Source organism: Streptomyces sp. NPDC047453, from assembly GCF_040643155.1.
Taxonomy (GTDB): Bacteria; Actinomycetota; Actinomycetes; order Streptomycetales; family Streptomycetaceae; genus Streptomyces.
This window is the reverse complement of record NZ_JBEYTS010000027.1, coordinates 53,799-68,517: the sequence shown is the minus strand read 5'-3', so window position 1 is coordinate 68,517 and position 14,719 is coordinate 53,799. Positions and strand designations below refer to the sequence as shown.

Here is a 14,719-nt window from a genome sequence, read left to right as displayed (position 1 = left end):
TTTCAGGGTTTGCCCCTGCCCGCCCGCACCCCCGTACGGAGCCCTTCCATGCACAGCCCGCACGACCCGTACGTCCGCGTCCGTGGTGCTCGTGAGCACAACCTCCAAGGGGTGGACGTGGATGTTCCGCGGGACGCGCTGGTGGTGTTCACGGGGGTGTCGGGGTCGGGGAAGTCGTCGCTGGCGTTCGGGACGATCTACGCGGAGGCCCAGCGGCGGTACTTCGAGTCGGTGGCGCCCTACGCGCGGCGGTTGATCCACCAGGTGGGGGCGCCGAAGGTCGGGGAGATCTCCCGGCTGCCGCCGGCCGTGTCGCTGGAGCAGCGGCGGGCGGCGCCGACGTCGCGGTCCTCGGTGGGTACCGTCACCAACCTGTCGAACTCGCTGCGGATGCTGTACTCCCGGGCCGGGGACTATCCGCCGGGGGCCGAGCGGCTGGACTCGGACGCGTTCTCGCCGAACACGGCTGCCGGGGCCTGTCCCCAGTGCCACGGTCTCGGGCAGGTGCACCGCACGGAGGAGGCGCTGCTGGTGCCCGACCCCTCGCTGTCGATCCGTGAGGGCGCGATCGCCGCCTGGCCGGGTGCCTGGCAGGGCAAGAACCTGCGGGACATCCTCGACGCGCTGGGATACGACGTGGACCGGCCGTGGCGTGAACTGCCCGACGGAGAGCGGGAGTGGATCCTGTTCACGGACGAGCAGCCGGTGGTGACCGTGCACCCGGTGCGGGACGCCGAGCGGATCCAACGGCCGTACCAGGGCACCTACATGAGCGCCCGGCGGTATGTGATGAAGACGTTCGCCGATTCGAAGAGCTCGACTTTGCGAGCCAAGGCCGAGCGTTTCCTCACCGCCGCTCCCTGCCCGGCCTGCGGCGGCAGCAGGCTGCGGCCCGAGGCGCTGGCCGTGACCTTCGCGGGGCGCACCATCGCCGAGTTGGCCGCGCTGCCCCTGACCGAACTCGCAGAGCACCTGCGGGGCACCTCCGAGCCCGCGCGGGTACTCACCGCGGACCTGAAGTCCCGTATCGCGCCCGTTGTCGAACTGGGCCTGGGCTATCTCAGCCTCGACCGGGCGGCACCCACGCTGTCGGCGGGCGAGCTGCAGCGGCTGCGGCTCGCCACGCAACTGCGGTCAGGGCTGTTCGGGGTGGTGTACGTGCTCGACGAGCCGTCGGCGGGGCTGCACCCGGCGGACACCGAGGCCCTGCTCACGGTCCTGCAACGGCTCAAGGCGGCCGGCAACTCGGTGTTCGTGGTGGAGCACCACCTCGACGTGGTGCGTGGCGCCGACTGGGTCGTCGACGTCGGTCCGCGGGCCGGCGAGCACGGCGGGCGGGTGCTGCACAGCGGGCCGGTCGCCGAGCTGGTGGGGGTCGCGGAGTCGGCGACGGGCCGGTTCCTGTTCGACGGCTCCCCCGGGCCGGTGCGTGAAGTACGGCGTGCGCGCGGACAGTTGACGGTGGGGCCGGTCACCCGGCACAACCTGCGGGCGGTGACGGCGGAGTTCCCGCTCGGCGCGTTCACCGCGGTCACCGGGGTGTCGGGGTCCGGGAAGTCCACGCTCATCGGTGAGATCACGGAGGAGCAGTCCGGTGTCGGACGGCTGGTCCGCGTCGACCAGAAGCCGATCGGGCGCACTCCGCGCTCCAACCTGGCCACCTACACAGGGCTGTTCGACGTCGTACGGAAGGTGTTCGCGGACACCGACGAGGCGCGGACGCGCGGTTACGGGGTCGGGCGGTTCTCCTTCAACGTCGCGGGAGGCCGGTGCGAGACCTGCCAGGGCGAGGGATTCGTCAGCGTGGAGCTGCTGTTCCTGCCGAGTACGTACGCTCCGTGCCCGGACTGCGGCGGGGCCCGCTACAACCCCGAGACGCTTCAAGTGACGTACCGCGGGCGGGACATCGGCCAGGTGCTGGACCTCACGGTGGAGAGCGCGGCGGAGTTCTTCGCCGACACCCCGGCCGTGGCCCGCAGTCTCGGCACCCTCCTCGACGTCGGCCTCGGCTATCTGCGACTCGGTCAGCCCGCCACCGAACTGTCCGGCGGTGAGGCGCAGCGCATCAAGCTCGCGAGCGAGCTGCAGCGCGGCCGCCGCGGCCACACCCTCTACCTCCTCGACGAGCCGACTACCGGACTGCATCCGGCCGATGTCGAGGTGCTCATGCGGCAGTTGCACGGCCTGGTCGACGCCGGGCACACCGTGATCGTCGTCGAGCACGACATGTCCGTGGTGGCCGGCGCCGACTGGGTCGTCGACCTCGGCCCGGGCGGCGGCGACGCGGGCGGCCGGATCGTGGCGGCGGGACCGCCGGCTGAGGTCGCGCGGACGGCGGGGAGCGCCACGGCTCCTTATCTGGCGCCGGCCGTACCACGGGGCGTCTAGAGCTCTACGGAGGGCTCGGCCGCACAACGCCGAGGTATCTGAGGCGAATTGGCACGTCCGGTGGGTCCGGTCGCGGCAGGCGGGAGATCATGGCGCTCATGATCCACACCTCTCGTCGCGGCCTGCTCGCCGCCTTCGCCGCCTCCGCGGCCGCCGTCCCGCTCACCGGCCTGGCCGCGGCTCCCGCCCGGGCCGACGCCGCCCCCGCGCCCGTCGATCCCCTCCCCGCACCGGCGGGTCTGACCACGGCCCGCTCCTCGGTGACTCTGCCAGCGCTGGACGCCTCCTACTTCACGCCGGTGACGCTGGCCTCCCCGCTCGCCGTCTCCGTGCTGTCCGGGACCCCGGCCCTCACGGAGGTCCTGTCGAACGGCAGACGGGTCGCACTGCTGACCCACGGCGCCCGGACCGTCGTCCTGCCGGGCCCGCGAAGAACGTTCACGGAGAACAAGCGGCCCTTCGTGGACGACTTCCAGCGCTCGCTGACGGGCTGGGGCAGCTCGCCGGGCGGCGGCAGTTGGAACACGCTCCCCTCGAGTCCCGACGACTACTCGGTCGTACCGGGCACCGGCCTGATCGCCCTCACCACCGCGGGTGTCAGCCGGCACGCCAACCTGCGGGACGACGAGGTCACCGATCTCGACGTGCGGTCCGTGGCCCGGTTCGACAAGGTGCCCACCGGTCAGGCCTGTTCGTACGGGCTGACCTTCGGTTACCAGACCACGCACAACAACTACCGGGCACGGCTGTCCTTCCTGACCACCGGGGCGGTCGAGTTCCGCGTGGAGAAGGAGGTCGACGACGCCGTCACCCAGCTGGACCCGGCCGTCACGCTGGCGACGGGCAATCCGGCGAACACGGACTGGACGATCCGGGTGCGCCGCGAGGGCTCCCGGATCCGGGCGAAGGCCTGGCGTTCCGCCACCGCCGAGCCGTCCGCGTGGGCCTTCGACGTCAACGACTCGGCCTTCGGCAAGGGCCGGGTGGGGCTGCGCGCCCTGGCCAACACCGGCTGCACCAACCTGCCGGTCACCCTGACGGCGAGCCGCTTCGAGGTGAGCGCCGCCAACTGGCACACCCCGCCGAGCGTCACCCACGGCGACTGGGTGCGGGTGCTGCCCGAACCCTTCGACGGCACCTGGACGGCCGAGTTGGAGCGGACGATCCGCGGCTGGGCCGGCTCCACCGTGCCGGACGTGCTCTCCTACGCCGCGATGTTCCTTCCGGGCGCCCCCGCGGTCACCGCCGGGGACGGGCCGGCGAAGGGCAAGCAGGTCCTGGGCGAGTCCGGTTACGGCTATATGAACGCGCAGGGGTACCGCATGGTGGGCGCCGACTTCCACGAGTACATGGACATCGGCTGGACCTTCCCCGACGGCGCCTACACCGGGCCGTCGAGCAGGCAGGTCGGGAATCTCGACTGCTCGGGGTACACCCGCATGGTCTACGGCTACCACATGGGTGTGCCCATGGCCGCGAAGGCGGACACGTCCGGGAACCGGATACCGCGCCAGTCCCGCGACATGGCCGACCACACGCCCGGTGTGCTGATCGACCGGACCGACGGCGTCCGCCCGCCGGCCGCGAGCCTGCTCCAGCCCGGCGACCTCGTGCTGTTCAACGCCGACTCCGGGGACGACGGGGACCCGCGGACCGCCACGGTCGACCATGTGGGGATCTACCTCGGACGGGACGCGGCCGGCAAGCGGCGCTTCCTGTCCAGCCGCAAGACGGTCAACGGGCCCACCATGGCCGACCTGGCCGGCGCCTCACTGCTCGACGGCACGGGCCTCTACGCCGAGTCCCTGCACACCGTGCGCCGCGTCTGAGCCGGCACGTGGGGCCGGGGCGGCCAGGCGGCCGCCCCGGCAGGGGCGTGCCCGGCAGGGGCGTGCCCGGCAGGGGCGTGACCGGCGGGGGCGTGACCGGCGGGGGCGTGAGCCGTGGAAGCCAGACCCGCAGAGGCGCGCCCGGCGAAAGCCTCACCCACAGAAGCGTGACCCACGCAAGCGTGCCCAGCGGGTGCGTGACCGCACGTCGCGTTCGAGCGCAGGTCGGCACCATCGTGGCAACCCTCGGGCAGGTCCTGCTGGGCCGCGCGGGCCAGCGTGCGGCGGTCCGGGCAGGTGCCTGGAGGAAGCACGGGGCGCACGTCGACCTCGGCGACCAGGCCGCGTGCCGTCGCCACCCGCCACAGGGACGCGAGCAGGGAGTCGTCGCCGACGAAGGCAGGGGCCGTGCTGGCCGCTCCCCCGGCGTGGCCCAGGTAGCGGATGCGGACCGGCTGGACGGGCACCCCGGCGTCGAGGGCGGCCTGGAAGACGGCTCGGTGGAAGGCGCCCTGGGCGCGGCCGCACCAGGTGCTGCCCTCCGGGAAGGCGGCGACCGCGGCGCCGGCGCGCAGTTCCCCGGCGATGTGCGCCACCGTCGCGGGCAGGGCGCGCAGGCGGTCCCGTTCGATGAACAGGGCGCCGCCGCGCGCGGCGAGCGCGCCGGCCACCGGCCACGCCCGGATCTCCGTCTTGGCGAGCATCCGGGCCGGACGGACGGCGGCCAGCAGCGGGATGTCCAGCCAGGAGACGTGGTTGGCGACCAGCAGGAGGCCGCCGGTGGGCGGGGCGGTGCCGGTGATCCGGACCCGCACCCCCGAGGCCCTGACGACCGCCCGGCACCAGCGCCGGACCCAGCCGGCGGGGATCTGCGCGCCGAGCGGCGACAGTACGACCCCGGCGAGTACGAGGATCGCGACCAGCGTCAGCCGCAGCACGGCGCGCGGTACGGTCGCCCCCGTGGACCCCGTCGTCTCCACGCACGCCCTCGGGGTGCAGGGCGCGCTGGGCAGCCAGAGGCTCATCAGGCCGGTACGAGGGAGAGGAAGTGCCGCAGGTAACGCGGGCTGACCCGGCGTATCGACAGCAGGACGTAGAGGTCGGCGACCCCGAAGTCGGGGTCGTGCGCGGGCGCGCCGCAGACCTGGGCGCCGAGCCGCAGGTAGCCGCGCAGGAGGGCGGGCAGTTCGGTGCGGGGCGCGGCCGGGAGGTCGGTCCGCGGGATCCACGGCAGGAGCGGGTGCACCCGCTGCTCCTCCGGTGCCAGGTTCTTCTCGCGCACCCGCTCCCAGGTGGCGGAGGCGAGGGCGCCGCCGTCGGCGAGCGGTATCGAGCAGCAGCCCGCCAGCCACTCGTGGCCGCGGTCCACCATGTAGCGGGCCAGCCCGGCCCAGATCAGCCCGATCACCGCGCCGTCGCGGTGGTCGGGGTGCACGCAGGAGCGGCCCACCTCCACCAGGCCGGGACGGATCGGGGCCAGCGCGGTGAGGTCGAACTCGCTCTCCGCGTACAGCCGTCCGGCGATCGCGGCCCGCTCCGGCGGCAGCAGCCGGTAGGTGCCCACGACCTGCCCGGTCGTGGTGTCGCGCACCAGCAGGTGGTCGCAGTAGGCGTCGAAGGGGTCGACGTCGTACCCCGGCTGCGGGGTGGACAGCAGGGCGCCCATCTCCCCGGCGAAGACGTCGTACCGCAGCCGCTGCGCGGCCCGCACGTCCGCCTCGTCACGGGCGAGGGCGACGGTGTAGCGGGTGGGCGGCGCGGGTTGCGGGGGGCTTTCGAGCGTGGAGACGCCGGTCATGTTCTCTCCTGGTCGTGGACCCGGTACGGAAGAGGGACGGCGGACCGGCGGTGCGGTCCGTCGTCCCTGTTCTTCCGATGCCGGTTGGCGTCCGCGTGACCTGTGCCGGGAGAACGGATGTGGGGATGTTGAACGGCGCGGGCGGCGCCGTGTCCGGCCGGCCCGCCTGACGCTCCCCTCGGCGTCGAGGACCCGTTCGGGGACCGGGCCGCCCGCCCGTGGCCGGGTCCTCGTGGAGAAAACCGAGGCGGGGCCGGGGATGAGCACCACTCCCGGCCCCGCCCGTCCGCCCCCTCGGCGAACGTTCTGTGATGGGCTACCGCTTGGACGCCTTGCGGGTCGCGCGCAGCCACTCCTTGTTCATGCTGGTGATCGACACGAGGGGGATGCCCTTGGGGCAGGCGGTGGCGCACTCCCCGGTCAGGGTGCAGCCGCCGAAGCCCTCTTCGTCCATGCGGGCCACCATGTCCAGGACGCGGGTCTCGCGCTCGGGGGCGCCCTGCGGCAGCACGTTGAGGTGGTTGATCTTGGCGGAGGTGAACAGCATCGCCGCGCCGTTCGGGCAGGCGGCGACGCAGGCGCCGCAGCCGATGCACTCGGCGTGCTCGAAGGCGAAGTCGGCGTCCGGCTTGGGTACGGGGGTGGCGTGGGCCTCGGGCGCGGAGCCGGTGGGGGCGGTGACGTAGCCGCCGGCCTGGATGATCCGGTCGAAGGCCGAGCGGTCCACGACCAGGTCCTTCACCACCGGGAAGGCGGCGGCGCGCCACGGCTCGATGTCGATCGTGTCGCCGTCCTCGAAGGACCGCATGTGCAGTTGGCAGGTGGTGGTGCGCTCGGGGCCGTGCGCGTCGCCGTTGATGACCAGGCTGCACGCGCCGCAGATGCCCTCGCGGCAGTCGTGGTCGAAGGCGACCGGGTCCTCGCCGGAGAGGATGAGCCGTTCGTTGAGGACGTCCAGCATCTCCAGGAAGGACATGTCGGGCGAGATGCCGTCCACCTCGTAGGTGGACATGGCGCCGTCGGCGTCGGCGTTCTTCTGCCGCCAGACGCGCAGGGTGAGCTTCATGCGTAGCTCCGCTGGGTGGGGTGGACGTACTCGAAGACCAGGTCTTCCTTGTGCAGGGTGGGGGCCTCGCCGGTGCCGGTGAACTCCCAGGCCGCCGCGTAGGTGAACTGCTCGTCCCTGCGGGCCGCTTCGCCGTCGGGGGTCTGGGACTCCTCGCGGAAGTGGCCGCCGCAGGACTCGGCGCGGTGCAGTGCGTCGAGGCACATGAGCTCGGCGAGCTCCAGGTAGTCGACGATGCGGTTGGCCTTCTCCAGGGACTGGTTGAACTCCTCGCCGGTGCCCGGCACCTTGATGCGCCGCCAGAACTCCTCGCGGATCTGTGGGATGCGGTCCAGTGCCTTGCGCAGGCCCGCCTCGGTGCGGGCCATGCCGCAGAACTCCCACATCAATTCGCCGACTTCGCGGTGGAAGGAGTCGGGGGTGCGGTCGCCGTCGACGGACAGGAGCAGGTTGAGGCGGTCCTCGGTCTCGGCGACGGCTTCCTGGACGGCGGGGTGGTCCTCGGTGACGGCCTCCTGGTGCGGGTTGCGGGCCAGGTAGTCGTTGATCGTGGCCGGGAGGACGAAGTAGCCGTCGGCCAGGCCCTGCATCAGGGCGGAGGCGCCGAGGCGGTTGGCGCCGTGGTCGGAGAAGTTGGCCTCGCCGACCGCGAACAGGCCGGGGACGGTGGTCTGGAGGTCGTAGTCGACCCACAGGCCGCCCATCGTGTAGTGCACGGCGGGGTAGATCCGCATCGGCACCTCGTACGGGTTCTCCGCGGTGATCCGCTCGTACATGTCGAAGAGGTTGCCGTACTTCTCCTCGACCTTCTTCCGGCCCATCCGCCGGATCGCGTCGGCGAAGTCAAGGTAGACGCCCTGGCCACCGGGGCCGACGCCGCGGCCCTCGTCGCAGACGTTCTTCGCGGCGCGGGAGGCGATGTCACGCGGGACGAGGTTGCCGAAGGAGGGGTAGATGCGCTCCAGGTAGTAGTCGCGCTCGTCCTCGGGGATCTCGTTCGGCGGACGGTTGTCGCCCTTGGCCTTCGGGACCCAGATGCGGCCGTCGTTGCGCAGCGACTCGCTCATCAGGGTGAGCTTGGACTGGTGGTCGCCGGTGCGCGGGATGCAGGTGGGGTGGATCTGAGTGAAGCAGGGGTTGGCGAAGTACGCGCCCCGCCGGTGCGCCCGCCAGATCGCGGTGGCGTTGGAGTTCATGGCGTTGGTCGACAGGTAGAAGACGTTGCCGTAGCCGCCGGAGGCGAGGACGACGGCGTCCGCGAAGTACGTGTCGGTCTTGCCGGTGATCAGGTCGCGGGCGACGATGCCGCGGGCCCGGCCGTCGACGACGATCAGGTCGAGCATCTCGGTGCGCGGGTGCATCTCGACGTTGCCGACGGCGATCTGCCGGGACAGCGCCTGGTAGGCGCCGAGCAGGAGCTGCTGGCCCGTCTGGCCGCGGGCGTAGAAGGTGCGGGAGACCTGGACGCCGCCGAAGGAGCGGGTGTCGAGCAGGCCGCCGTACTCGCGGGCGAACGGCACGCCCTGGGCCACGCACTGGTCGATGATCTCCACCGAGATCTGCGCGAGGCGGTGCACGTTGGACTCGCGGGCGCGGAAGTCGCCGCCCTTGACGGTGTCGTAGAACAGGCGGTGGACCGAGTCGCCGTCGTTGCGGTAGTTCTTCGCCGCGTTGATGCCGCCCTGCGCGGCGATGGAGTGGGCGCGGCGCGGCGAGTCCTGGTAGCAGAACTGGACCACGTGGTAGCCCTGTTCGGCCAGGGTGGCACCGGCCGAGCCGCCCGCGAGGCCGGTGCCGACCACGATGACCGTGTGCTTGCGCCGGTTGGCGGGATTGACCAGCTTGGCCTCGAAGCGGCGCTTGTCCCAGCGCTCGTTGATCGGGCCGGACGGGGCCTTGGTGTCGGCGACCGGCGCACCGGTCGCGTAGTCGGCGTAGGAGGTCATGTCAGCTCACCACTCCGGTCATGACGCCCACCGGGACGGCGATGAAGCCGACCGTGAGCAGCAGTGCGAGAACGTTGGCGGCGGTCTTCAGGGCACGGTCGCGGGTGCGGCTGCCGACGCCGAGGGTCTGGGCGGCGCTCCAGAAGCCGTGCCGGATGTGCAGACCGAGCGCCAGCATGGCGACGATGTAGATGACGTTGCCGTACCAGGTGGAGAAGGTGTCCACGACGTTCTGGTACGGGTGGCCCGGCTGGAATCCACCGGAGTGCACGGTGCCGGTGGTCAGGTCGAGGATGTGCCAGACGATGAACAGGCCGAGGATGATCCCGCCCCAGCGCATGGTGCGGGTGGCGTAACTGGCCCGGGGCCTGGTGTGCACGTACTTGCTGGGCCGCGCCTTGATGTCGCGGCGGCTGAGCTGGTAGGCGGAGACGGCGTGGGCGACGACGGCGGCCACGAGCACCACACGGACCAGCCAGAGCGTCCACTCGTAGTGCATGAACGGCTCGCCGAGTGTGCGCAGCCAGTGGGCGTAGTGGTTGAACTCGGCCGCCCCGAAGTAGATCTTCAGGTTTCCGATCATGTGGACGACCAGGTACAGCAGCATGATCAGGCCGCTGACCGCCATCACGGTCTTCTTGCCGACGGTCGAGCCCCACACGGTGCGTGCCATGGACGGCCGTCGGTCCGTCCGCGTTGCCAGTGCCATGTCTCAGGACGCTAGGGCCGAAGGACCCCATCGGTCCAAGACATGGTCCGGCTCGTTTCGATAGGGATTGGCTATGCTGGTCTCGTGCAGTTCCAGCAGCTCCAGTACTTCGTGGCGGTCGCCGAGACCCGGCACTTCACCCGGGCGGCCGATCTGGTCCATGTCGCCCAGCCGTCGCTCTCGCAGCAGATCAAGGCGCTGGAGCGGGAGTTGGGCGCAGATCTGTTCCTGCGGGCGCGGGGCAACATCACGCTCACCGACGCCGGTGAGGCGCTGCTGCCGCTGGCCCGGCGCATCCTCGCCGACGCCGACACGGCACGGCACGAGGTGCAGGAACTGGTGCAGCTGCGCCGGGGCCGGGTGCGGCTCGGTGCCACCCCGAGCCTGTGCACCGGCCTGCTGCCGGACGTGCTGCGCGCCTTCCACGACCGCTACCCCGGCATCCGGCTGCTGGTCGAGGAGGGCGGTTCCCACGACCTGGTGCGGGAGCTGGCCCGCGGCGCCCTGGACCTGGCGCTGGTCGTGCTCCCCCTGCCCACCCCCTCCCCGGCCCTGACCACGGTGGAGCTGCTGCGCGAGGACCTGGTGGTGGTCTCCTCGCCGGAGGCGCCGGCGCCCGGTGGCCGGGGGCGGCGCCCGGTCGGCATCGCGGATCTCGAGGGTGAGCGTCTGGTGATGTTCCGGCACGGCTACGATCTGCGGGAGCTGACGGTCGCCGCGTGCCGCGCCGAGGGCTTCGAGCCGGACCTCGCCGTCGAGGGCGGGGAGATGGACGCGGTGCTGGGTTTCGTACGGGCGGGGCTGGGGGTGGCCGTCGTCCCGCGCATGGTCGCGACGCGCGCCGGCCACGGCCTGCGGGTCACCCCGCTCGCCCGGCCCGGACTGCACCGCACGATCGCGCTGGCCCACCGCAGCGACGTGGCTCCGCCGAGGGCAGCGAGGGAACTTCAGCGGATGCTGCTGGAACGGTGACCATTGAGCGCACCTCGCGCCTCCAGACCCGTACTTGATTCCCCGTCGGCCTGGTAGGGCGTCAGCTTGACTTGACGTCAACTACCGTGCGTCAGAGGCGGTTTCCGCGGCCAGCCGAGCGCGCAGGCCGTCGACCAGCGCCGCGAGGGCGACCTCGAAGGCCAGGTCCGCGGCGGGCCGTCCCCGCGCGGCCGAGACCTCGTCCCGGGCGTGCACCGCGGCGGTGAACCTGGGCACCTGGGGCGAGTCCGGCCCCGGGTCGAACATCGCGGCCGGTGCCACCAGGTCCAGCGCCGAACCCAGGATGAACGACTCCACGCCGACCATGACGGGGATGACCGAAGCGGTCGGCCATCCGCCGCGCTCCAGCCCGCCCACCACCGACTCGTACATCCGCAGGGTGCGGTGCGCACCGGACACCGGCATGGTGGCCAGCAGCGAGATGGTCTGCGGATGCGCCGCGAACGCCGCCCGGTAGAGCCGGGCCCAGCTCACCAGGGCCTCGTCCCAGGGCAGGGTGTCGAAGACCTTCGCGTCGATCGGGTCGGCCACCAGCTCGCGCACTCCGGCCAGGATGTCGTCCTTGCCCTTGACGTGGTTGTAGAGCGACGAGGGCCGGACCCGGAGCCGCCGGGCCAACAGGGCGATGGAGAACCCCTCGGCGCCGACCTCGTCGATCAGGTCCAGCGCGCCGCGCACGATCACCTCGCGATCGAGTACGGGCGTGCTCGGCCGTCCCGACCTTCGTGTCCCGGCGCTCATCCGGTGTCCCCGCCCCTCTTCCCAAGCGTCGTCGCGTGAGTCTAACCTGCGTCCACTAAAACGAACGGCATTCGCTTTGGGAGTACGTATGCCCCTCACCGTCTTCCGCAACGGCACCGTGTGGACCGGTCTGCCGGTACCGGCCGACGCCGGGCCGCCGCCGACCGCGCTGGCCGTGCGGGACGGCCGCGTCGAGGCCGTCGGCGCCGCGGCCGAGGCGCTCGCCGGCGACGCCGACGAGCTGCTGGACCTCGGCGGAGGTCTGCTCATGCCCGCGTTCGGAGACGGTCACTGCCACCCCGACCAGGGCGGATTCGAAGCGCTCGGACCGCGGATCAGACCCTGTACCAGCGTGGACGAGCTGGTCGCGGAGGTCGGCCGGTACGCCGCCGAGCACCCGGAGGCGGACTGGATCCTCGGCGGGAGCTACGACTCCACGCTCGCTCCCGACGGCCTCTTCGACGCCCGCTGGCTGGACGCCGTCGTACCCGACCGCCCGGTCGCCCTGCGGGCCTGGGACTACCACACGCTGTGGTGCAACACCGAGGCCATGCGCCGGGCCGGCCTCGACGGCTCCACCGAGGACAGCGAGCGCGGCCGGTTCGTACGCCGCCCCGACGGCAGCCTGATGGGCACCATGGTCGAGTGGGACGCGGTCGACGCGGTCCTCGGCGCCGCACCCGCGCGCACCCTGGACGAACGTGTACGGGCCCTGGCCCACGCCACCCGCACCTACGCCGCGGCCGGGGTCACCTGGATCCAGGACGCCTGGGTGGACCACGAGGCCGTCGACGCCTACCTGACGGCTGCCCGGCAGGGCGTCCTGGCCACGCGGGTGAACCTCGCCCTGCGCGCCGACCCGTCGCGGTGGCGCGAGCAGCTCGCCGAGTTCGCGGCCGACCGCGACCGGATCCGGGCGGAGGGGCTCGACCGGCTGACCGTGCAGACCGTCAAGTTCTTCGTCGACGGCATCATCGAGAACCGCACCGCGGCGCTGCTCGAACCGTACGCCGACGACCCCTGCACCCGGGGCATGCCGGTCTGGGCCGCCGCCGAGCTGCGCGAGGCCCTGGTGGAGATCGACCGGCTGGGCCTCCAGCCGCATCTGCACGCGATCGGCGACGCCGGCATCCGCACCGCCCTGGACGCCCTCGCCCACCTCACCGAGGCGCGCGGCCCCCGGGACCGCCGTCCGGTGATCGCCCATGTGCAGATGGTCGACCCCGAGGACCTGCCCCGCTTCGCCGAACTGGGCGTGATCGCCAACATCGAGCCGCTGTGGCTTCAGCCCGACCCGGCGATGACCGACCTCACCATGCCCCGTCTGGGCGAGCTCCGGTCCCGGCAGCAGTACCCGCTGGGCTCGCTGCTGCGCAGCGGCGCCCGGGTCTCGTTCGGCAGCGACTGGCCGGTCACCGACCACCGGCCGCTGACCGGCCTTCCGGTCCCGGTGACCCGGCAGACGCCGGAGCGCCGCCCCGAGGGCGGCTGGCTGCCGCGGGAGCGGATCGACATCGAGACCTCGATGTCCTGCTACACGGCCGGCGTCGCCCACCAGGCGATGTCCGACGACCGGGGTGTCCTGGCCCCGGGACGGGTCGCCGACCTGGTCTGGCTCGACCGGGACCCCCGCGACTGCGACCCGCACGACGTGCCCGCCATCACCGTGCTCGGCACCTGGCTGGCCGGCGAGCGCACCCACGGCACCCAGGGGTGACCCCACGGCGGGGCGCCGCCGCACGCCCCGCCCCAGCCGCCGCCCTTGCCGGATCACCCGGCAATGCCTCATTCTTCTGCGGAAGGAACGCTTCATGACGGATACCGACATCCCCGCGGAAAAAGGACTCAAGCGAGTCCTCGGGCTGCCGGGGCTCACCCTCTTCGGACTCACGTATCTCGCCCCGGTGACCGTGTTCACCACCTACGGGGCGGTCACCGGCGTGACCAACGGCCATCTGCCGGCCGCCTATGTGATCGCCCTCGTGGTGATGCTCTTCACCGCCGTCAGCTACGGGCGGATGGTGCGGGCGTTCCCCACCGCGGGGTCGGCGTACACCTACACCCAGCAGTCCTTCGGCGGGCATGTCGGCTTCATGGTCGGCTGGACGCTGCTGCTGGACTACCTCTTCCTGCCGATGATCAACTTCCTGCTGATCGGCATCTATCTGCACAGCCAGTTCCCGTCGGTTCCCGCGCGGGTGTTCGTGCTCGCCGCGCTGCTGCTCGCGCTGCTCGTCAACGTGCTCGGCGTGGGCTCCATCAGCCGGCTCAGCGTCCTGGTGGTGGGCCTGGCCGGGGTGCTCGTGGTGCTCTTCGTCGCCCTGTCGGTCCACCACACGCTCGGCCACGGCACTTCCAAGCCGTTCGCCTCGTTCCTGCCGGGCGGCTCCGGGACCTCGGCGGCGTTCTCCGGGGCCGCGATCCTCGCGCTGAGCTTCCTCGGGTTCGACGCGGTCTCCACCATGTCGGAGGAGGCCAAGGACCCGCGGCGCACCATCCCCCGCGCCATCGTGCTGACCACGGCCATCGGCGGCGTGCTGTTCATCGTGGTGTCCTGGATGGGCGCGCTGGTGCACCCGGGCTCCACGTTCAGCGACCCCGACAGCGCGGGCCTGGACATCATGCGGACGCTGGGCGGCTCGGCCTTCACCTCGTTCTTCGTGGCCGTCTACGTCGCGGGCTCCTTCGGCTCCGGGGTCACCACGCAGGCGAGCGTGTCCCGGATCCTGTACTCGATGGGACGCGACGGGGTGCTGCCCAAGCGGGTGTTCGGCCAACTCCACCCCCGCTTCCGCACCCCGGTGATCGCGACCTGCCTGGTGTCCGCGGTCTCGCTGGTCGCCCTGTTCATCAGCCTCGACAACGCCGTGGTGATGATCAACTTCGGTGCCCTGATCGCCTTCTCGATGGTCAACCTGAGCGTGGTCAAGCACTATCTGATCGACCGGGGCCGCCGGAGCGGGCGCGATCTGCTCTCCTACGGGCTGCTGCCGATCGTCGGATTCGCCCTGACCGTCTGGCTGTGGACCAGCCTGGAGGGCACCACTTTCGAGGTGGGGCTCTGCTGGATGCTGGCCGGGTTCCTGTACCTGCTGTTCCTGACCCGCGCGTTCCGGCGGAAGCCTCCGGTGATGAGCTTCAGCGAGGAGCGGGCGGAGGCGGAGGCCGCTCCCCGCGACGAGCCGGGAGTGGGCGCGGCGGCGGTGCCGCGCGTCTGAGAGCGACGGCCGAGGGGCCTGCCGACGGTGT

11 protein-coding genes are annotated in these 14,719 nt (G+C 72.0%); 5 read left to right on the top strand and 6 right to left on the bottom strand.

From position 1 onward, the window contains the following. Nucleotides 1–48: 48 nt before the first annotated feature. Both ABZ818_RS23260 and ABZ818_RS23255 read left to right on the top strand, forming a co-directional pair. Complete coding sequence (locus ABZ818_RS23260; protein WP_361417712.1) at nucleotides 49–2,388, top strand: excinuclease ABC subunit UvrA; 2,340 nt, start codon at nucleotides 49–51, stop codon at nucleotides 2,386–2,388. Nucleotides 2,389–2,486: 98 nt separating this feature from the next. Then, nucleotides 2,487–4,217 carry an NlpC/P60 family protein gene (locus tag ABZ818_RS23255; protein ID WP_361417709.1) on the top strand — a complete coding sequence of 577 codons (1,731 nt, stop codon included), beginning with the start codon at nucleotides 2,487–2,489 and terminating at the stop codon, nucleotides 4,215–4,217. Here the strand turns inward: ABZ818_RS23255 and ABZ818_RS23250 are convergent. The 5 genes from ABZ818_RS23250 to ABZ818_RS23230 all read right to left on the bottom strand — a co-directional run bounded on the left by ABZ818_RS23250 (nucleotide 4,181) and on the right by ABZ818_RS23230 (nucleotide 9,700). Then, nucleotides 4,181–5,242 (bottom strand): lysophospholipid acyltransferase family protein, encoded by a 1,062-nt coding sequence (locus tag ABZ818_RS23250; RefSeq protein ID WP_361417706.1) that lies wholly within the window; start codon nucleotides 5,240–5,242, stop codon nucleotides 4,181–4,183. The two genes, ABZ818_RS23255 and ABZ818_RS23250, sit on opposite strands and share 37 nt — an antisense overlap. Then, nucleotides 5,242–6,015, bottom strand: a complete 774-nt coding sequence (locus ABZ818_RS23245; RefSeq protein WP_361417703.1) for a GNAT family N-acyltransferase — start codon at nucleotides 6,013–6,015, stop codon at nucleotides 5,242–5,244. The genes ABZ818_RS23250 and ABZ818_RS23245 overlap by 1 nt, the downstream gene beginning before the upstream one ends. Before the next feature lie 316 nt (nucleotides 6,016–6,331). Beyond that, on the bottom strand, nucleotides 6,332–7,081 hold the full coding sequence (locus ABZ818_RS23240) for a succinate dehydrogenase/fumarate reductase iron-sulfur subunit (protein WP_361417700.1): 750 nt from the start codon (nucleotides 7,079–7,081) through the stop codon (nucleotides 6,332–6,334). Then, a complete protein-coding gene (locus tag ABZ818_RS23235; protein ID WP_361417697.1) occupies nucleotides 7,078–9,027 on the bottom strand; it encodes a fumarate reductase/succinate dehydrogenase flavoprotein subunit in 1,950 nt (649 codons plus the stop codon). The genes ABZ818_RS23240 and ABZ818_RS23235 overlap by 4 nt, the downstream gene beginning before the upstream one ends. 1 nt (nucleotide 9,028) lies before the next feature. Then, nucleotides 9,029–9,700: a succinate dehydrogenase gene (locus ABZ818_RS23230; RefSeq protein WP_361417694.1), complete on the bottom strand. Its 672-nt coding sequence runs from the start codon at nucleotides 9,698–9,700 to the stop codon at nucleotides 9,029–9,031. A gap of 120 nt (nucleotides 9,701–9,820) precedes the next feature. Between ABZ818_RS23230 and ABZ818_RS23225 the strand changes: the two genes are divergently transcribed. Then, nucleotides 9,821–10,708: a LysR substrate-binding domain-containing protein gene (locus ABZ818_RS23225; protein ID WP_361417691.1), complete on the top strand. Its 888-nt coding sequence runs from the start codon at nucleotides 9,821–9,823 to the stop codon at nucleotides 10,706–10,708. An 81-nt stretch (nucleotides 10,709–10,789) separates the two neighbouring features. On the opposite strand, the gene ABZ818_RS23220 is transcribed toward ABZ818_RS23225, so the two are convergent. Then, on the bottom strand, nucleotides 10,790–11,470 hold the full coding sequence (locus ABZ818_RS23220) for a TetR/AcrR family transcriptional regulator C-terminal domain-containing protein (RefSeq protein WP_361417688.1): 681 nt from the start codon (nucleotides 11,468–11,470) through the stop codon (nucleotides 10,790–10,792). 88 nt (nucleotides 11,471–11,558) lie between these two features. Here ABZ818_RS23220 and ABZ818_RS23215 point away from each other — a divergent pair, with 88 nt between their 5' ends. Together ABZ818_RS23215 and ABZ818_RS23210 are read left to right on the top strand one after the other, a co-directional pair. Then, complete coding sequence (locus tag ABZ818_RS23215) at nucleotides 11,559–13,187, top strand: amidohydrolase (RefSeq protein ID WP_361417685.1); 1,629 nt, start codon at nucleotides 11,559–11,561, stop codon at nucleotides 13,185–13,187. 94 nt (nucleotides 13,188–13,281) lie between these two features. Then, entirely contained in the window at nucleotides 13,282–14,688 is a 1,407-nt protein-coding gene (locus tag ABZ818_RS23210; protein ID WP_361417682.1) for an APC family permease, read from the top strand. Nucleotides 14,689–14,719 lie beyond the last annotated feature (31 nt).

Coding starts and splice junctions, on each gene's coding strand:
- ABZ818_RS23260 (WP_361417712.1), top strand. CDS start 49: ATGCACAGCCCGCACGACCCGTACGTCCGCGTCCGTGGTGCTCGTGAG.
- ABZ818_RS23245 (WP_361417703.1), bottom strand. CDS start 6,015: ATGACCGGCGTCTCCACGCTCGAAAGCCCCCCGCAACCCGCGCCGCCC.
- ABZ818_RS23210 (WP_361417682.1), top strand. CDS start 13,282: ATGACGGATACCGACATCCCCGCGGAAAAAGGACTCAAGCGAGTCCTC.
- ABZ818_RS23240 (WP_361417700.1), bottom strand. CDS start 7,081: ATGAAGCTCACCCTGCGCGTCTGGCGGCAGAAGAACGCCGACGCCGAC.
- ABZ818_RS23215 (WP_361417685.1), top strand. CDS start 11,559: ATGCCCCTCACCGTCTTCCGCAACGGCACCGTGTGGACCGGTCTGCCG.
- ABZ818_RS23250 (WP_361417706.1), bottom strand. CDS start 5,242: ATGAGCCTCTGGCTGCCCAGCGCGCCCTGCACCCCGAGGGCGTGCGTG.
- ABZ818_RS23220 (WP_361417688.1), bottom strand. CDS start 11,470: ATGAGCGCCGGGACACGAAGGTCGGGACGGCCGAGCACGCCCGTACTC.
- ABZ818_RS23235 (WP_361417697.1), bottom strand. CDS start 9,027: ATGACCTCCTACGCCGACTACGCGACCGGTGCGCCGGTCGCCGACACC.
- ABZ818_RS23255 (WP_361417709.1), top strand. CDS start 2,487: ATGATCCACACCTCTCGTCGCGGCCTGCTCGCCGCCTTCGCCGCCTCC.
- ABZ818_RS23230 (WP_361417694.1), bottom strand. CDS start 9,700: ATGGCACGCACCGTGTGGGGCTCGACCGTCGGCAAGAAGACCGTGATG.